Source organism: Myxococcus sp. AS-1-15 (assembly GCF_020037055.1).
Lineage (GTDB): Bacteria > Myxococcota > Myxococcia > Myxococcales > Myxococcaceae > Myxococcus > Myxococcus fulvus.
The window spans coordinates 129,776-147,645 of record NZ_JAIQDF010000015.1 but is presented as its reverse complement, the minus strand read 5'-3'; the positions used below and the strand labels follow the sequence as shown (position 1 = coordinate 147,645).

Here is a 17,870-nt window from a genome sequence, read left to right as displayed (position 1 = left end):
CGTCGGGCCTCGTGTGCGGGGGCCCGACGAAGCACGCCCGACGTCAGGGCTCAGGACGCGTCATAGGTCCACGTGAAGTACAGGTTGCGGCCGCGCCAGGCCGACAGGTCCTCCAGGCAGTACATGCCGGTGTGGATGCCGAACAGCTTGCCCTTGAGGAACTTGATGGCCCACAGGTTCGGCGAGTCGGTGTTGTTGACGACGATGTCCATCGTGTAGGGACCGCGGCCGGAGTTGTGCGTCTCGAGCACGCTGGGGTGGCGCGAGCCGTCCGGGCGGAAGACCTCGATGCCCTTCCACCAGGTGATGTTCGCGGCGGCGGTGAGGGTGATGCGCACGACGTTGGAGGGGGCCACCCCCGCGCCGCTGTACGAGAAGAACACGCGGTCTTCCGAGCTCTGGATGAGGTTGCCCGCCCAGCCGTTGTTGACCGTCCCGTTGGAGTTGATGACGCCGTAGGGCCAGTAGACCTGTGGGTCCCTGCAGCCGGGGTTGATGGCCTGGGTCGCGGTGTCGAGCTCCTCGGTCGCGGGCGCGCTGACGGGCTCCTGCGTGGTGGGGGCCTGCGTGGAGTCCACCTCCACCTCGGGGCCGCAGCCGACGAGGCCGAACATGAGGGAGAGGGAAGCGACGGTGACGTGAGTCTTCACGGGGTGCCTTTCGGATATCGGTGGGACGCACCGCTCGCGGTGCGGTGACACGCGGGATGCCCGGCGTGTCGCGTGGAGGCCTTGTGCACCGCGCGTGCCCGCGTGCTTGCACGGGCTTCTCCGAGGAGGGTGCTCGGCAGTGGGGCGCGATTCGTCGTGCGGTGACACGCGGGGTTGGCACGGGTGGCACGCGGGCGTCGTGCCAGGGGCTCACCGAGGAGAAGCCGCCGCGCTAGAGTCGCGGGCATGTCGGACGCGGATGACCGCCGGGAGGGGGCCGGCGTGCCCAGGGGGCTCTCCACCCAGGAAGACAGCGTCGCTCCGGAGGAGCCCTGGGAGGACGCGGGGCCGCCCGGGGCGTGGGAGCGCTTCGCGGACCTGACGCTGCTCGGCCAGGGGGGAATGGGCGTGGTCTATCGCGCGAGGGATGCGCGCCTGGGCCGCGACGTGGCGCTCAAGTTCGTGAAGGGGACGTCTCCCGCGCGCGCGATGCGACTGGTCCAGGAGGCCCGGGCGCAGGCGCGCATCGACCATCCCAACGTCTGCAAGGTGTACGAGGTGGGGCAGGTCGCGGGCCGCGACTTCATCGCGATGCAGCTGGTCGCCGGGCGCAGGTTGGATGTGGCGGCGGTGGACATGTCGTTGGAGGACAAGGTCCAGGTGCTGCGGGACGTGGCCCTGGCCATCCACGAGGCCCATCGACTGGGCGTCATCCACCGCGACCTCAAGCCCTCCAACATCCTGGTGCAGCGGAGTGACGAGGGGCGCTGGTTCCCGGTGGTGATGGACTTCGGCCTGGCGCAGGAGACGGGGCTGGAGCGTGGACTCACGCAGTCCGGCGCGGTGCTGGGGACGCCCGCGTACATGTCGCCGGAGCAGGCTCGGGGAGATGTCCGGGCGTTGGACCGGCGCTCGGATGTGTATGGCCTGGGCGCGACGCTCTACGAGGCGCTCTGTGGTGTCGCGCCGTTTCATGGCGTGTCCGCCGCGAGCGTGCTGCACCATGTGCTCCATGAGGATGTTCGTGCACCGCGAGCGCTGGTGCCGGGCCTGCCTGTGGACCTGGAGACGGTGCTCCTCAAGTGCCTGAGCAAGGAGCCTGCGGCGCGTTATGGCTCGGCGCGAGCGCTGGCGGAGGACCTGGGGCGCTTCCTCGATGGCGAGCCCATCCTCGGCCGACGACCGGGACCGTGGGCGAGGCTGGTGCGACGGTGGAAGACGCAGCGCGCGCTCGTCACCGTCAGCGCGGTGTCCCTCGTGTGCATCGTGGGGCTGTCCGTGCTCGGCGTGCATTCGTGGTTGGAGGCGCGGGCCGTCGAGCAACGCTCTGGAGCGCGTGCTTTGCTCGCGCAGCAACTCGGGCAGCAGGTGAAGGACCTCGAGTGGATTCTTCGCGCCGCGCACCTGGCGCCCCTGCATGACACGGGGCGGGAGGAGGCGCTGGTCCGCGAGCACATGCGCCGCATCGCCTCGCTGCCTCATGGGCTGGGGACATCGGGCGAGATGCTCGTGCAGCAGGCGCTGGGGCTGGGGCACCTGGCGATGAACGAGCTGGAGCCCGCGCGCGAGGCACTGGAGGCCGCGCGTGCGAAGGGGCTCGAATCACCCGAGCTGCATCATGCGTTGGGGCGGGTGCTCGGTGGGCTGTACCACCAGGAACTCGAGGCGGCTCGACGCAGTGGCGACGCGGCGTGGGTGGCGGAGCGTCAGCGCTCGCTGGAGGCTCGCTATCTGGTGCCGGCGTTGCAGTCGCTGGAGCGCAGTCGGGAGGTGGAGTCGGGGACGTACCTGGAGGGCCTCATCGCGTACTACCGGGGCTCGCTGGAGACGGCGGCGGACACGGTTGCTCGTGCCGTCGATGAGTCGCCGTGGAGCCTGGAGACGCGGCTGCTCTCCGGAGAGGTGACGCTGGCTCGGGCGATGCGCGAGCTGGAGCGCGGGGCCTACGACGCTGCGCGCACGGGGCTCCAAGAGTCCGCCCGGCGCTACGAGGCCGCCACGGACCTGGGACGCAGTGACGCCCGTGGGCACGAGGCGCTGGCCGAGGTCTGGCTGCAACAGTCGGAGCTGGACAAACGACAGGGGCGCTCGCGTCGGGCCTCGTTGGAGCAGGCGCTGGTCGCGAGCGAGCGGGCCGTGAAGGCCGCGCCCGGACGCTCCTCGGTGCATACGAAGCGCGCCTGGGTGCTGATGAACTGGTACCGCCTGGTGAACTTCCAGGAGCGCGACACGGACCCGAAGGCCGTGCTCTCCGACTGGACCACCACCGCCGCGCGCGCCGTGGCGTTGGACCCCGCGAACGTCCAGGCCCACGACACGCTGGGCTACAGCCACTTCATGCGAGGGCTCCAGGATGCGCGCGAGGGGAAGGACCCGCGTCCCGCCTACGACGAGGCCGTCGCGTGGTTCGAGAAGGCGCTGCGACTGCAACCCCGCTACCCGTGGGCGCTCAATGACCTGGCCCTCGTGCATCGGTGGCGAGGGACGTGGTTGCGAGAGCATGGCCAGGACCCGAGCGCCGCGTTCGCCGAGGCCGCGCGTCACCTGCGAGAGGCCGCGCGTGTGGACCCGAAGTACCTCTTCGCGCACGCCAACCTCGTGGAGGTGCACAACTCGTTGGCGCAATATGAGCTCTCCCTCGGGAGGGTCCCCTCGGCCGATGTCGAGCAGGCTCGCTCCGCGGGGGCACGGGCGCTCGCGCTGGATGCGCGGTATGCGCCGGTGCTCACGCAGTTGGGGCTCGCGGAGCTGACCCAGGCGCGCCATGTGTCGCGCACGGGCGGCGAGCCGGGGACCTTGCTCGCGGGGGCGCTGGCGCATGTCGCGCGCTCGCTCGAACTCAACCCCACGGCGGGAAGAACGCACTTCCTGGGCGCGTCGGTGCACCTGCTCGCGGCGGAGCACGCGGTGCGCTCGGGGGTGGACCCCACCGCTTCACTGGAGTCCGCGCGGCGAGCCCTCACCGTGCCCTATCCGGGAGACGCCTCGTGCGCGGACTGCCGTGTCCTGGGAGCGCGGTTGTCGCTGACTCGGGCCTCGTGGGAGCGCCTGCGCGGACGCTCGGCGCGGCGATGGGTGGGCGAGGCGCTCGATGAGGCTCGACGGGCCGTGAAGCTCTATCCCTACGACGAGGCCCACCTGGAGCTGGCGCGCGCGAGCTGGTGGATGGCGTCGGAGGCACAGACGTCATCGCTCCTCACCGAAGGGCTGGCGCAGGCCGATCTGGCGCTCGGGCTCAATCCCCGGCTCGCGGCTGCTCATGCGGTTCGAGGCGCCCTCTTGCTCGCGCGCTCACAGGGCGCGACCTCGGCGGAGCGCGAACCGCTGAGAGCGCAGGCCCGCGCGTCGTTGGAGCGGGCCTTGGCGCTCGATGTCTTCCTCCGCGAGGAATATGCCCAGCCGCTGCGGGAGCTGGGCGTGCTCACGTCCGAGCGCGGACCGCATCACGCGGGACGCTGAGCCGTCGCCGTTGCGCTGGGCGCGGACCTCGTCACGCCGGGTTGAGCCACTGCCATTGCGCGAACTGGGCGTGCTGAGCTCCGAGCAAGGACCTCAGCACGCGGGACGCTGTGCCTTACTCCACGGAGTCGTCTCGAGACCCACGGGGCCAGCTCATCGGGCACGCGCAGGTGCCGCGATGCGCAGGCCCGTGTCAGCGCGCGGGCGCGGTGGCGAGCTTGCCCCATTGCGTCCAGTGGACGGGCTCGCAGCGGGGCAGCAGGCTGACCCACCTGGGGTCGACGAGCTCGGGGCGACGGAAGTTCTCCGGGATGATGCACTCCGCGCCACGCGGGCTCCACAGGGCCTCCAGGCGGGGCAAGGTCTCCAGGTTGCTGCTCTGCTCCAGGCCGACCGCGAACTCATCGCGCCGGCGGATGAGCGTGTTGTTGGCGGTGTAGCTCTTGAGGTTGTTGAACCGGACGAAGTACGCGGCGCGCTTCGCCTGGAGACAGGAGGCGTAGAGGTACGCGCGGTTCGCGTCGGGTCGCCCGTGCTTGTCCCAGGGCGTGTAGCCCCAGTCGAGGCAGGTGGCGATGGCGCCCTTGTCACAGGCGAGGGTGACGGACCTCGGTTGGTGGCTGACGCCCGCGGTGAGACTGTCGACGGCGAAGTCGGGCAGCACGGCCATCGAGGCGTCCGGCCGGGCCGGGACGTCCGTCACGCCCGAGCAGGGATTGACCCAGGACATGCTCGGCCTCCATTCGCCCTCCTGGTACTCCATCACGTACTTGGGCACCGCGCCGCGCGGCATCGAGGCGTGGGGCAGGGGACGGAACCTCACCTGGTAGCGACGGGGCTCCTCGTACGGGTCCTTCACGCTCAACGCGAGGATGAGCCTGGGGAGCGCACCGCCCTCGATGGCGAAGGGCTCCGTGGAACGGCCCACGTGGACTCCCTTGAAGCGGAGCTGTCCCGTCCCGCCTTGAATCTCGAGCACCTTCACCGGCTCGGAGGCGCTCATCGCTTCGTCGAGCAGTCGGGCATCGACGACGTCGGCCATGATGACCTGCGCGCCGACATTCGCGTCACGCAGGCGCAGCGCGATGCCGTCCGCCGTGTTCAGGAACGTCTCCGGGCAGTAGCGGTCCTTGGTGGAGATGGCCAGACAGTGGCTGTGGCCCTCGAGGTTGTAGATGCCCAGGCCGTTGGGGCTCTCCGGGTCGCACTGGCCGGAGGGGCAGTCATCGGAGACGAGCCGTCCCTCGTACGGGGGCGTCTCGCAGTTCTCCCGCGCGCAGTCCTTGTGGGGCAGGGTGTCGTCCTTGCTCGGACCCCTCGACGGGCACGAGAGCCCCATGTACTTGCAGCAGCCACTGGCGCCGCTCGCCAGCAGGAGCAGGAGCGCGCAGTGAAGCCCCACGGCCCACAGTGGCCGCTTCGGTGACACGCCAGGACGGACTCGCACGAATGCCTTCACGGATGACTTCCCCCTCATGGATGGTGGCGAGGACAGACCCGGAGCGGCCTGTCCTCGACGACTTCATAGCCAGCTTCGTGCCACGGGTGCTCGTGAGCGGTAGCCCGGTGCCATCAGCAGCGCTGACACACTTGCGCTAGCGTGGTTGGCACGAGGGGCTGTGCCAACGCGGTGCGCCCTGGGAGAGGGACGAAGGCATGGCGCGGGACGTGTCGACGCTCGGACCGAGCGAGGGCTCCCTGGAGGCGGGGGACTTTGCGCGCGCGCGGACGCCGGGGTTGGTGGGGGTGTACGGCGCGGGAGCCGCCCTGGCGGTGGCGCTACCGCTGAGAGGCGAGAGCCTGGAGGTCGGACGGGGCACGCCCTCGTTGGGTGAGACCGAGGACCCGAGGATGTCCCGCAGGCACGCGCGCATCCGCTTCGACGGTCAGCGCTTCTGGGTGACGGACCTGGGCAGTCAGAACGGCACCTTCGTGGACGGTGAGCGGCTGCCCGTCGGCGCGCCCCGGGAAGCGCGGCGGGTCATCCGCATGGGCACCTCGCTGTTCGTCCCCAGCGCGGACGTCGGTCCACTGGAGCGACTCGGTGTCGAGCGCATCGACGGCTTCCTGCGAGGCCCTTCCTTCCGCGCCGTGTTGGACGAGGTGTCGCGAACAGCGCGGCTGGGCACCTCCCTGCACCTCCACGGTGAGAGCGGCACGGGCAAGGAGGGCGTCGCGCGGGCCTTCCACTCGTCGGGCCCCAGGAGCACGGGGCCCTTCATCGCGGTCAACTGCGCGGCCATCCCCCAGGCGCTCGCCGAGCGACTGTTGTTCGGCGCCCGGCGCGGCGCGTACTCGGGCGCGGAGGCGGACGCGCAGGGCTATCTGCAGAGCGCGGACGGCGGCACGCTGTTCCTCGACGAGGTGGTGGAGCTGGACCTCGCGGTCCAGGCGAAGCTGCTGCGCGTGCTCGAGACAGGGGAGGTGCTCGCGCTCGGCGCCGCGAGGCCCGCCAAGGTCGACGTGCGGGTCTGCTCCGCGAGTCATCAGTCGCTGCGAGCGCTCGTCGCGAAGGGGCGCCTGCGCGAGGACCTGTACTTCCGCATCGGCAGACCGGAGGTGGTGCTCCCTCCGCTGCGGGAGCGCCCGGAGGAACTCACGTTGCTCCTCCAGGAGCAGGTCCACCGTGTCGAGCCCGACATGGGAACTCACGTCTCATTGCTGGAGGCGTGTCTGCTCAGGCCCTGGCCGGGCAACGTGCGCGAGCTGCTCGTCGAAGTCCGTGGTGCCGTCCAGAAGGCGTTGGCGGAGGGCTCGCGACGCGTCTCCTCGGTGCACCTGGGCTCGGGCGCGGGGACGGCCTTCGGTGACGGCGAGGCGGGCCCCGCGGCGCGCGAACTCTCCGCGAAGGCGAAGACGCTGGAGGGCGAGGAGCGCGCCCGGGTCGAGGCCGCGCTGCGAGGGCACTCGGGCAACGTGAGCGCGGCGGCTCGGGAACTCGGGATGCACCGCACGACGTTGCGACGACTGCTGGAGCGCTGGGACCTTCCGTCGTCCGAGCGCGAAGAGGACGGTGAGCCCGGCGAGAAGTGACGTGCCCCCATCGTCGGAGGCGCGGCACCTCGATGGGCGAGGCCGCGCGTGTCGAGAGGCCGGGCGCGGAGCCTCAGCTCACCACTGCGCCTGCCCGAAGGGCACGGGCGGACGGGACAAGGCCACCGCGGCGGCCAGGCGCGCCTGGTCCAGCGCATCGAACCCGCGCTCCATCGTCGTGGGCGTCACGGGCGGCAGGTTGGACACGACGACGTAGACGGGGATGCCGCGTCCCTCCAGCACGGTCAGCTGGAGCCGGAAGTGGTCCCTCCGCAGCGCCGCGGAGCCCGCCGCCAGTCCCTGCGCATACGCCATGGGCCCACCCACCACCTTGCGCGTCTTGCTCGGCAGGAAGTGCACGAGGATGGCGTCCAGGTCCTTCCCGGCGGCGCTGTCATGCAGCGACAGCGCGGGCGCCTTGTCCACCAGGCCTCCGTCCCAATACAGGTTCCCATCCAGCGGCACCGCGCGGAACAGGCCGGGATAGGCGCAGGTGGCGTGGACGCGCGGCGCCAGCTCCCCCGTGGTGAAGACGTCGTGCGTGCCCAGCGTGAGGTTCGCGCCCACCAGCAGCAGCGGATGCGGCAGGTCCTCGAACGTCGGCGCGCCCAGCGTGTCCTCCAGCAGCCGCCGGAAGCGCTCGCCCTTGAGCAGGCCCGTGAGCCCATGGCCCGCGGCGTCCGCGTTCAGCACGGCGCCAATCGGGTCCGGGTCCCAGAAGTTCGCGCGCGTCTGGCGCAGCACCAGCTCCTCAATCGCGTGCACCGGCATCCCCGCCGCCGCGTACGCCGCCACCATGCCGCCCGCGGACGTGCCCGCGTACGCCGAGGGCTTGAGCCCCGTGCTCGCCAGCCCCTTGAGGAAGCCAGCGTGCCCGTAGAAGCCGAAGTAGCCCGCCGAGAGGACCAGGCCGAACCGCTTGCCCTCGAGCAACTGCTGCAGGTTGGGAGATGCCATGTCCCACATCTACCACTGTCCGCCGGGAAGCACGCGGTGCGTCGAAAGTCCGCTGGCCTCCAGTCCGGCATCGACGTATGTTGATGCGGCGATATGGAAGCTCTGTCCCAATCCTTCCGGGCGCTCGGCGACCCGACGCGGCTGCGCATCCTCCGACTGGTGTCGGAGGCTCCGCTGAACGTGACGGAGCTGGTGTCGCTGGTGGGGGTGGCGCAGTCCTCGGTGTCCCATCACCTGGGCAAGCTCAAGGGGCTGGGGCTCATCCGCGAGGAGCGGCAGGCGGGCTTCAGCTACTACTCGCTGGCGCTGGGCGGTGAGGACTCCCGCTGGCCGCTCATCCGGCTGGCGCGCGAGGCGGAGGACGCGGCGGGGGACTCGGCGCGGCTCAAGGACCTGCTGCGCGCCCGCGCGGACCGGCAGGCCCTCAACGAGCGGCTCCTGGAGCCGGGCCAGTCGTGGTTCCTGTGGGCGGGCGCGCTGGCGTCGCTCCTGCCGCCGCTGGACGTCGCGGACTTCGGCTGTGGGACGGGCGTGTTGAGCGTGGCGCTGGGCCGGTGGGCCCGGCACGTGTGGGCCATCGACCAGAACGCCGTCGCGCTGGAGCAGGCGCGGGAGCGCGCGGCGGGCGAGGGCCTCACCAACGTGAGCTTCCTCTGCGAAGACCTGCACCGGCTGTCGTTGAATTCGGGCCAGCTGGACCTGGTGGTGATTTCACAGAGCCTGCACCACGTGGAGGAGCCGGCGGCGGTGCTGGCCGAGGCCGCGCGCCTGCTCAAGCCGGGCGGCCGGCTGGTGGTGCTGGAGCTGATGCCGCATGACGAACGCTGGGTGGTGGACCGGCTGGGCCACCGCCACCTGGGCTTCGAGCCGTCACAGCTCGAGGCCAGCTTGCGCGAGCAGGGGTTCGCGCAGCTCACCCGCGAGTCGCACGCCCGCGACGGTGCCAGCCCCTTTCGAGTCTTTCTGCTGACAGGAGTGAAGCCATCATGACGAGCCCGACGCCCACCGCCCTTCCTCCCCCTCCTGGAGAGCATGGCCGCCGCGTGGAGGCCCTGCGCTCCGCCATGCGTGAGCGCGTGCTGGTGCTGGATGGCGCCATGGGGACGCTGTTGCAACAGCATGACCTCAAGGCCGCGGACTTCGGCGGCGCCGAGTTCGAGGGCTGCAACGAGAACCTGGTCCTCACCCGGCCGGAGCTCATCCGCGACATCCACGCGCGCTACTTCGCCGCGGGCGCGGACGTGACGGAGACGGACAGCTTCGGTGGCACGCCGCTGGTGCTCAACGAGTTCGGCCTGGGCCACAAGGCGCTCGAGATCAACCAGGCCTCCGCCCGGCTCGCCCGCGAGGCCGCCGAGGCCGCCGAGGCGAAGGACGGCCGCATCCGCTGGGTGGCCGGCTCGGTGGGCCCCACCACCAAGGCCATCAGCGTCACCGGCGGCATCACCTTCGAGGAGCTGGTGGACAACTTCGCCGTGCAGGCGGAGGGGCTCGCGCTGGGCGGCTCCGACTACCTGCTGGTGGAGACGTGCCAGGACACGCGCAACATCAAGGCGGCGCTCCTGGGCATCGACCGGGCGTTCCAGAAGCTGGGCTACGCGCTGCCGGTGGCGGTGTCGGGCACGATTGAGCCCATGGGCACCATGCTCGCGGGCCAGAGCGTGGAGAGCCTGGCGGCGTCGCTGGAGCACTGGGAGCTGCTCTACCTGGGGCTCAACTGCGCCACGGGTCCGGACTTCATGACGGACCACCTGCGCTCCCTGTCGGAGCTGAGCCCGTTCCCGGTGTCGTGCGTGCCCAACGCGGGCCTGCCGGACGAGAACGGCCACTACCTGGAGACGCCGGACATGATCGCCCGCTCGCTCACGCGCTTCTGTGAGCAGGGCTGGCTCAACGTGGTGGGCGGCTGTTGCGGCACCACGGAGGCGCACATCCGCGCGGTGTCCCAGGCGGTGAAGGGCCTCAAGCCGCGCACGAAGGTGCCCAAGCCCCGCTCGACGCTGTCGGGCGTGGACTACCTGGAGGTGACGGACGACGTGCGCCCGGTCATCGTCGGTGAGCGCACCAACGTCATCGGCAGCAAGAAGTTCAAGGAGCTCATCGTCGCGGGGCAGGTGGAGGACGCGTCGGAGATTGCGCGCGCCCAGGTGAAGCGCGGCGCGCAGGTCATCGACATCTGCCTGGCCAACCCGGACCGCGACGAGCTGGAGGACATGCGCCAGTTCCTGGAGGTGGTCGTCAAGAAGGTGCGCGTGCCCTTGATGATCGACTCCACGGACGAGCGCGTCCTGGAGATGGCGCTGACGTACAGCCAGGGCAAGGCCATCATCAACTCCGTCAACCTGGAGGACGGGGAGGAGCGCTTCGAGAAGGTGGTGCCCCTGGCGCGGCGCTTCGGCGCGGCGCTGGTGGTGGGCTGCATCGACGAGGTGGGCATGGCCGTGACGCGCGAGCGGAAGCTCGCCGTGGCGGAGCGCTCGTTCGAGCTGCTCACGAAGAAGTACGGCATGCGCGCCGAGGACCTCTACTTCGACCCGCTCGTCTTCCCGTGTGCCTCCGGCGACGCGCAGTACACGGGCAGCGGGGTGGAGACGGTGGAGGGCGTGCGCCTCATCAAGCAGCGCTTCCCGCAGTGCCGCACGGTGCTGGGCATCTCCAACGTGTCCTTCGGCCTGCCCACCGCGGGCCGCGAGGTGCTCAACTCCGTGTTCCTGTACCACTGCGTCCAGGCGGGCCTGGACATGGCGCTGGTCAACTCCGAGAAGCTGGAGCGCTACGCGTCGCTGCCCGAGGAGGAGCGCACGCTGGCGGAGGACCTGCTCTACAACCGGGGACCGGACCCCGTCACGCCGTTCGCCGCGCACTTCCGTGAGCGCAAGGCCGTCAAGGTGGCGGTGAGCACGCTGCCGCTGGAGGAGCGGCTGCAGCGCTACATCATCGAGGGCTCGCGCGACGGCCTCTTCGCGGACCTGGAGGAGGCGCTCAAGAAGTACGCGCCGCTGGACATCATCAACGGCCCGCTGATGAAGGGCATGGACGAGGTGGGGCGGCTCTTCGGCGCCAACGAGCTCATCGTCGCCGAGGTGCTCCAGAGCGCCGAGTCAATGAAGGCCGCGGTGGGCTTCCTGGAGCCGCACATGAGCTCCGCCAAGGCGGCCATGCGCGGCAAGGTGGTGCTGGCCACGGTGAAGGGCGACGTCCACGACATCGGCAAGAACCTGGTGGAGATCATCCTCGCCAACAACGGCTTCCACGTGGTGAACCTGGGCATCAAGGTGCCGCCCGAGCAGCTGGTGCAGGCGGTGCGCGAGCACCAGCCGGACATCCTCGGGCTGTCGGGCCTGCTCGTGAAGAGCGCGCACCAGATGGTGGCCACGGCGGAGGACCTGAAGCGCGCGGGCGTGGAGGTGCCCATCCTGGTGGGCGGCGCCGCGCTCAGCCGCAACTTCGTGGACCGCAACATCGCCCCGGCGTACGGCGGCGGCACCGTGGCCTACGCGCAGGACGCGATGAGCGGCCTGGACCTGGCCAAGCAGATCGTCGACCCGACGTCGCACGAGCGGCTTCGCGGGGAGCTGGCCGAGCGCCGCGTGAAGCTGGCCCAGGAGGTCAAGGAGCGTCCCCGCGCGGAGGCGGTGGTGGCGCGCGGGCGCAGCGCGGAGATTCGGGTGCTGGAGACGGTGCCGCCCGCGCCGGACTTCGAGCGGCACGTGCTGACGAACACGCCGCTGGACCACATCTGGAAGTTCATCAACCCGGTGATGCTGTACGGACGGCACCTGGGCCTGCGCACGTCGTCGCGCGCGCTGGGGACTCCGGCCGAGGCGGAGCTGGCGAAGACGGAGGAGGGGCGCAAGGCGCTGGCGCTGAAGGAGGCGGTGGAGGAGCTCAAGGGCATGCTGCGCGGCGGCCTCATGCAGGCGCGCGCGGTGTTCCAGTTCTTCAAGGCGGGCAGCGACGGCAACCGCGTGGTGCTGTTCGACGGGACGACGGGCCGCGAGGCGGCGAGCTTCGACTTCCCCCGGCAGGACCGCGACGGGGGCCTGTGCCTGGCCGACTACCTGCGGCCGCTGGAGCGCGGCGTGCCCACCGACAACGTGGCCATGTTCGTGGTGACGGCGGGCTCGGGCATCCGCGAGCTGTCCGAGGGCCTCAAGGCCAGGGGCGAGTTCCTGAAGATGCACGCGGTGCAGGCGCTCGCGCTGGAGACGGCGGAGGGCTACGCGGAGCTCCTGCACACGCAGCTGCGCAGCATGTGGGGCACCCCGGACAAGCCGGACATGACGATGCTGGAGCGCTTCCGGGCGGAGTACGCGGGCAAGCGCTACTCGTTCGGCTACCCCGCGTGCCCCCGGCTGGAGGACCAGTCGAAGCTCTTCGAGGCGCTGCGGCCGGAGGAGATTGGGGTGCAGCTCACCGACGGCTGCATGATGGAGCCCGAGGCCTCGGTCTCCGCCATCGTCTTCCACCATCCCCAGGCCTCGTACTTCTCGGTGTCCTGATTCGGACGCACGGGCCCCCGGGGGCTCTGGGGACCCGCCCGGGGCCACCGAAGCGCGCCGTGGGGAAGGGGAGCGGTTAGACTCCCGCGCCTATGAGCGCGCCGAACATCCGTCGAGCCGTCCAGTTGCTGCCCGCCTGTGCCACCACGGGCATCGGGAGCCTGCCCCACACGCAGGTGGAGCTGGGGCTCCAGGTCGCCTTGTCGATGGACATCCCCTTCCTGCCGCAGCTGCCGGTGGGCAAGCCCTCCGAGCTGATGATTCCCGCGGCGCTGGAGGGGCTTCCCGGGCTGCGCTTCGACGACGAGGGCCTGTGCACGGTGGACCTCCAGGCCTGGGAGGCGGGGCGCGCCCAGTTCGAGGCGAAGCTGGAGTCCGCGCTCGCGGCCGGGGCGCTGGAGGCGTACGAGCCCTCCCCTGAGGCGTGCCGTGCGTGGCGGCCGTTCCTGTGGGAGGTGGAGCACCGCAAGCTGGCCTTCGCGAAGGCGCAGCTCGCCGGGCCCTTCACGGTGCGCTCGGTGGCGAGGACGGACTCGGGGCTGTCCGCGCTGGAGGTGCCGGGGCTGGACCAGGCCATCTACCGGCTGGTGCTGGCGCGCTCCCTGGCCATGGTGAAGGCGCTGCGGCGCGCGGGCACCACGCCCCTGTTCTTCCTCGACGAGCCGGGCCTGTATGCGTTCCAGCGCGTCAATCCGCGGCACCTGCTGGCGGTGCAGGAGCTGCGGCTCCTGATTGTCGCGCTCCAGCGGGAGGGCGCGCTGGTGGGCCTGCACTGCTGCGGCAACACGGACTGGAGCGCGCTGCTGGACGCGCAGGCGGACCTGTTGTCGTTGGACGTGCGGCTGTCGCTCGACGCGATGCTGGAGGAGAAGGACGCGCTGGAGCGCTACCTGCACTCGGGCGCGACGCTGAGCCTGGGCATCATCCCCACGGACCTCGCGTCGACGTACGAGGTGACGGAGCTGGCGGACTCGGTGGAGGCCTCGCTGAAGGCCGCGCTGCCGCGAGGCTTCTCGTTCCCCCGGGCCGTGTCCACGGTGCTGCTGACGCCGGCGTGCGGCCTGGCGATGCGCTCGGTGCAGGACGCGGAGCGCATCCTCTCGGAGCTGAAGGTGGCGCAGCGCAGGTTGCGAGGCGCGCTCGAGGCCGAGCGCCCCGTGCTGCACTCGCCGCCGCCTCACTGACGTGGGCCCGGTGTGGACACGGGCCCAGGTGGCGGACCGCTACTGACGGCCGAGCTTCAGCTCTCGCTCGGCTTGTTGCCAGTCCTGCTCGTGGTTGCCGGGCCTGCCTCCGCGGGCCATGTAGATTTCGTAGGCGCGCCGGGCAATCTGCTCGTGGGAGATGTCGGAGCGCGCGTGAGCGCCCTGCGGCTCATGCGCGTGTTCCGCGTGCTGGGGCTTCGTGTGCGGGGTCGACTTGGGAGCGTTGTTTCGAGCCATCGGGACGCCTCCGGTGAAAGGGCGCGCGAAGCTTGAGTCGCGTGCGTGACGCGCGAAAGCGACCCGACCTGGCGGGGGTTGTCGAAGCAACACGACGTCCCGGGGCGTGTCGTCGGGAGGACAGCCGCGGGCGAGCCGGGCGGCGACCGGAGCAGTCAGCGGCCCTCCGCTTGCGTGCCCACCACGGTGTCCAGGGCGCGCTGCATCGCGGTGCTCATGCCGAGCGTCGCGGCCTCGGCGGGTGTGCACCAGCGCAGCTCCTGGAAGGCGGCGGAGTGGGTGGGGCGCTTGGGGCCGGACACGCGGTACAGGCGCAGCGTGAGGTCGCGGTGGGTGAGCTGCCGCTTCACCGTGCCCAGGAGGGACTCCAGCTTCACGCCCGTGCCGAGCGCGGCGGTGAGGCGCAGCGTGGTCTCCTCCACGGTGGCGTAATCGTCGACCTCGGCGGCGGGGAGCTCCCACAGCCCTCCGAAGAGGCCCGAGTCCGCGCGGCGCGCGAACAGCAGCGTGTCCGCGTGGGCCCACACGGCCAGGGCCAGGGTCAGCTTCTTCGGCGCGGCGCGCACCTTGGCGGGAGGCAGCTCGGCGACGCGGCCCTTCTTGAAGGCGACACAGCCCTCGCGCACGGGGCACAGCAGGCAGAGCGGGTTCTCCGGGCGGCACGTGGTGGCGCCGTGCTCCATGAGGGACTGGTTGAAGTCGCCGGGGCGCTCGCCCTTCACGAGCAGGCCCGCGAGCTCCCACAGGGTGGCCTCGCGCTCGCGGTCTCCGGGCAGGCCCTCGACCTCGAAGAGCCGGGAGAGCACGCGGGCGACGTTGCCGTCGACGAGGGGGGCTTCTTCACCGAAGGCGATGGAGGCCACGGCGCCCGCGGTGTAGCGGCCGAAGCCGGGCAGCGAGAGCAACTGCTCCGCGGTGGAGGGCAGGGTGCCACCGAAGCGTGAGACGATGTCCTGCGCTGCGCGGTGCAGGTTGCGAGCGCGCGTGTAGTAGCCCAGGCCCTTCCAGCCGGCGAGCACGTCATCGAGTGGAGCGGAGGCGAGCGCGAGCGCGGTGGGGAAGCGCTTCAGGAACCGCTCCCAGTAGGGGATGACGGTGGAGACCTGCGTCTGCTGGAGCATGACCTCGCTCAGCCAGATGGCGTACGGGTCCTTGGTGCGGCGCCACGGCAGGTCGCGCTTGTTGCGGTCGTACCATGCGAGCAGCGGCGCGCGGATGCTGGCCAGCTGCGCGGCACCCGGTGTCGCTGTCGGGACGCGGGTCGATGTGGCCGCGGTGCGAGGAGGACGGCCGCGTCGCGCCTCCGGTGGCGTCGAGGGTGTGCTTGCCACGTCCTCGCGCGGCGAGGCGCTCTCCGCAACCATCCCCAGGGTGAGAGGTGGGCGTCCTCGACGGGCCCGCGGAGGAGGCGCAGATGTGCTTGCCGCGTCGTCGCGCGGCGAGGCGCCCTCCGTGTCCATTCCTACGGTGCGAGGCGGGCGTCCTCGACGCGCCTCCAGTAGTGTCGAGGAGGGGCTTGCCAGGTCCTCGCGCGGCGAGGCGCCCTCCGTGTCCATTCCCACGGTGCGAGGCGGGCGTCCTCGACGCGCCTTCGCTGGCGTCGAGGGGGTGTTTGCCACATCACCGCGCGGCGAGGCGCTCTCCGCAACCATCCCCACGTCTGCGCGTGACCCGGAGGAATCGAACAGCGAGCCGGTGGACGCCTTGCGTGCCTTCGCGTCCGCGAGCGTCTGCTCAACGCGCGAGGGCAGGGGCTCGGCCTTGCCGCTCGGCGGACGTCCGCGGCGAGGTCGGGGCACGTCGCCAGTCTCCGGCTTCTTGCCTGAGGATGTCTTGGCGTTTTGTTCGCGAGAGACAGGCGGCGTGTCCGACGAGACAGCGGGCTTCGCGGGGCGACTGCGGGGGCTCATGCGTCCTTCTTCACCGGGTTGGCCATGCGGTGGGCGACCCGGTCGAACAAGCCGGGCGCGAGCCGGTTCGCCAGTACCATGGCGCGGCCGGGGAGGGTGAGGATGGTGTCGCGTCGTCCGCGCACGCTCGCCTTCACCATGGCCCGCGCCACCTCCTCGGAGGACATGGCCTTCAGCGGAATCGCGTCCTGCGCCCAGCCCTGGGCGTTCAGCCGGTGGTCCCGGAACTCGCTCTCGGTGAGGCCCGGTGACACCAGCCGCACGCCGATGCCCTCCGAGGCCAGCTCCGTGCGCAAGGACTCCGTCATCGCGTTCACCGCCGCCTTCGACGCGCAATACCCGCCGAGCAGCGGCAGCCCCCGATGCCCCAGCACCGAGCTGACGTTCACCACGTGCGCCCCGCGCCGCCCGCGCAGCAGCGGCAGCGCCGCCCGCGTCACCCTCCACAGCGCGAACACGTTCAGCTCGAACACCTGCCGCAGCTGCTCCTCGCTGATGGCCTCCAGCGGCCCGTACAACCCCTGGCCCGCGTTGTTCACCAGCACGTCCAGCCCACCGAAGTCCGCGCGGACCTGGGCCATGAGCCGCTCCACGTCCTCGCCACGAGTCACGTCGCACCGCACCGCCAGTGCCCGGACCCCCAGTGATTCCGCTTCACGGGCCGCGTCCTCCAGCCGCTCCAGCCGCCGGGCGGCGAGCACCACGTGGGCGCCCGCCTCCGCGTAGGCCCGGGCCGCCGCGCGGCCGATGCCGCTGGAAGCGCCTGTGATCAGGACGACTCGCTCCATCAGGGGTCGGCTCTTCATGGTGGCGCGGACCATACTCCCAGGGTTCCCCACCCGGACTGTCATTCAACCCACCCCCAGGGCTCGTTTCCCTGCCTGTTCCCCTTCTGGCGGAGCGAGCGAACGCCTAGGATGCGCCGCCTCGATGCGGCGCCCACCCCTCCACAACGACTTCTCCTGGTCCAAGAGCCGCCACGAGAAGTTCTCCGAGTGCCTGCGCTCCTACTACTTCTACTACTACCGCTCCTGGGGCGGCTGGGAGCCGGACGCGCCGAAGGACGTGCGGGAGCTGTACGTGCTCAAGAAGCTGGCCAACCGCTTCAGTTGGGCGGGCAGCGTCGTGCACGAGAGCATCAAGGACGTGCTGCTGGACTGGCGCGCCGGCCGCGTGGTGGACCCCGCCGTCGTGGAGGCCCGCGCGCGCAAGCTGATGCAGGACGACTACCGCCACTCGCGCGGCAAGGCGTACTGGACGCAGAAGTACCGCAAGCAGTTCACCGGACTCGTGGAGCACGAGTACGCCGAGGCGCTCCCCGACGAGGCCTGGAAGCAGAACTGGGAGACGGTGCGCGTGGCGCTCGCGTGGTTCTTCAACTCGCGCTGGCCGCTGCTCGCCAAGAGCCTCAAGCCCGAGCAGTGGCTGGAGGTGGACGCGGGCTTCGACTTCGCCCACTTCACGCTCGGCGGCCTCAAGGTCTTCGCCATCCCCGACTTCGCCTTCGTGGACCAGGACGGCGCGCCCGTCGTCGTGGACTGGAAGACGGGCAAGTCTCGCGACGGCTACGACGAGCAGGTGCTCGGCTACGCGCTGTACGTGTCCCAGCGCTACCGCTTCCCGGTGGAGAAGGTGCGCGCGTCGCTCGTGTACCTCAACGAGGGCAAGGAGCAGGACGTCCAGGTGGACCTGGGCGCCATGGAGTCCTTCCACCGGCACTTCGAGACGAGCGTGGCGAAGATGCGCGCGCTGCTGAAGGACCCTGTCACGAACACGCCGCTGGACGCGGACGCGTTCCCCCGGTCGGAGACGCTGACGCCCTGCACGCGCTGCGTGTTCCGCAGGCCCTGTGGCCGAGAGGCCGAGGCGCTCGCCGAGCAGCAGGCGCGAGCGTCGCAGCCCCAGCAGGTGGCCTGA

At 71.0% G+C, this 17,870-nt stretch carries 12 protein-coding genes; 6 read left to right on the top strand and 6 right to left on the bottom strand.

The annotated features are described in order from the left end of the window. Nucleotides 1–50: 50 nt before the first annotated feature. Entirely contained in the window at nt 51–650 is a 600-nt protein-coding gene (locus tag K8625_RS33145) for a hypothetical protein (RefSeq protein WP_223750578.1), read from the bottom strand. 246 nt (nt 651–896) lie between these two features. On the opposite strand from K8625_RS33145, the gene K8625_RS33140 reads away from it, so the two are divergent. Further along, nucleotides 897–4,109, top strand: a complete 3,213-nt coding sequence (locus K8625_RS33140; RefSeq protein WP_223784961.1) for a protein kinase — start codon at nt 897–899, stop codon at nt 4,107–4,109. A 193-nt stretch (nt 4,110–4,302) separates the two neighbouring features. On the opposite strand, the gene K8625_RS44635 is transcribed toward K8625_RS33140, so the two are convergent. After that, a complete protein-coding gene (locus tag K8625_RS44635) occupies nt 4,303–5,556 on the bottom strand; it encodes an ADYC domain-containing protein (RefSeq protein WP_223784960.1) in 1,254 nt (417 codons plus the stop codon). Nucleotides 5,557–5,765: 209 nt separating this feature from the next. Between K8625_RS44635 and K8625_RS33130 the strand changes: the two genes are divergently transcribed. Further along, nucleotides 5,766–7,142, top strand: a complete 1,377-nt coding sequence (locus K8625_RS33130) for a sigma 54-interacting transcriptional regulator (protein WP_223784959.1) — start codon at nt 5,766–5,768, stop codon at nt 7,140–7,142. A gap of 78 nt (nt 7,143–7,220) precedes the next feature. On the opposite strand, the gene K8625_RS33125 is transcribed toward K8625_RS33130, so the two are convergent. Beyond that, entirely contained in the window at nt 7,221–8,099 is an 879-nt protein-coding gene (locus K8625_RS33125; protein ID WP_082165584.1) for a patatin-like phospholipase family protein, read from the bottom strand. Between the two features lie 93 nt (nt 8,100–8,192). Between K8625_RS33125 and K8625_RS33120 the strand changes: the two genes are divergently transcribed. The 3 genes from K8625_RS33120 to K8625_RS33110 all read left to right on the top strand — a co-directional run bounded on the left by K8625_RS33120 (nt 8,193) and on the right by K8625_RS33110 (nt 13,785). Next, complete coding sequence (locus K8625_RS33120; RefSeq protein WP_223784958.1) at nt 8,193–9,089, top strand: metalloregulator ArsR/SmtB family transcription factor; 897 nt, start codon at nt 8,193–8,195, stop codon at nt 9,087–9,089. Next, on the top strand, nt 9,086–12,601 hold the full coding sequence (gene metH / locus K8625_RS33115; RefSeq protein WP_223784957.1) for a methionine synthase: 3,516 nt from the start codon (nt 9,086–9,088) through the stop codon (nt 12,599–12,601). Before K8625_RS33120 ends, metH begins: the two co-directional genes overlap by 4 nt. A 92-nt stretch (nt 12,602–12,693) precedes the next feature. Then, nucleotides 12,694–13,785, top strand: coding sequence for a hypothetical protein (locus K8625_RS33110; RefSeq protein ID WP_223750583.1), 1,092 nt, complete (start codon nt 12,694–12,696; stop codon nt 13,783–13,785). 39 nt (nt 13,786–13,824) lie between these two features. Here the strand turns inward: K8625_RS33110 and K8625_RS33105 are convergent, their stop codons facing one another. The 3 genes from K8625_RS33105 to K8625_RS33095 form a co-directional block, all read right to left on the bottom strand. Beyond that, complete coding sequence (locus K8625_RS33105; protein WP_141331348.1) at nt 13,825–14,043, bottom strand: DUF2934 domain-containing protein; 219 nt, start codon at nt 14,041–14,043, stop codon at nt 13,825–13,827. 155 nt (nt 14,044–14,198) lie between these two features. Continuing rightward, nucleotides 14,199–15,374 carry an A/G-specific adenine glycosylase gene (mutY, locus tag K8625_RS33100; protein ID WP_223784956.1) on the bottom strand — a complete coding sequence of 392 codons (1,176 nt, stop codon included), beginning with the start codon at nt 15,372–15,374 and terminating at the stop codon, nt 14,199–14,201. Between the two features lie 575 nt (nt 15,375–15,949). Beyond that, on the bottom strand, nt 15,950–16,741 hold the full coding sequence (locus K8625_RS33095) for an SDR family oxidoreductase (protein WP_223784955.1): 792 nt from the start codon (nt 16,739–16,741) through the stop codon (nt 15,950–15,952). Between the two features lie 142 nt (nt 16,742–16,883). Between K8625_RS33095 and K8625_RS33090 the strand changes: the two genes are divergently transcribed. After that, nucleotides 16,884–17,870, top strand: coding sequence for a PD-(D/E)XK nuclease family protein (locus tag K8625_RS33090; protein WP_223750587.1), 987 nt, complete (start codon nt 16,884–16,886; stop codon nt 17,868–17,870).

Excerpts from the sequence above, each read along its gene's own strand:
- K8625_RS33140 (WP_223784961.1), top strand. The coding sequence starts at position 897 with ATGTCGGACGCGGATGACCGCCGGGAGGGGGCCGGCGTGCCCAGGGGG.
- K8625_RS33130 (WP_223784959.1), top strand. The coding sequence starts at position 5,766 with ATGGCGCGGGACGTGTCGACGCTCGGACCGAGCGAGGGCTCCCTGGAG.
- K8625_RS33125 (WP_082165584.1), bottom strand. The coding sequence starts at position 8,099 with ATGGCATCTCCCAACCTGCAGCAGTTGCTCGAGGGCAAGCGGTTCGGC.
- K8625_RS33120 (WP_223784958.1), top strand. The coding sequence starts at position 8,193 with ATGGAAGCTCTGTCCCAATCCTTCCGGGCGCTCGGCGACCCGACGCGG.
- metH (WP_223784957.1), top strand. The coding sequence starts at position 9,086 with ATGACGAGCCCGACGCCCACCGCCCTTCCTCCCCCTCCTGGAGAGCAT.
- K8625_RS33110 (WP_223750583.1), top strand. The coding sequence starts at position 12,694 with ATGAGCGCGCCGAACATCCGTCGAGCCGTCCAGTTGCTGCCCGCCTGT.
- K8625_RS33105 (WP_141331348.1), bottom strand. The coding sequence starts at position 14,043 with ATGGCTCGAAACAACGCTCCCAAGTCGACCCCGCACACGAAGCCCCAG.
- K8625_RS33095 (WP_223784955.1), bottom strand. The coding sequence starts at position 16,741 with ATGGAGCGAGTCGTCCTGATCACAGGCGCTTCCAGCGGCATCGGCCGC.
- K8625_RS33090 (WP_223750587.1), top strand. The coding sequence starts at position 16,884 with ATGCGGCGCCCACCCCTCCACAACGACTTCTCCTGGTCCAAGAGCCGC.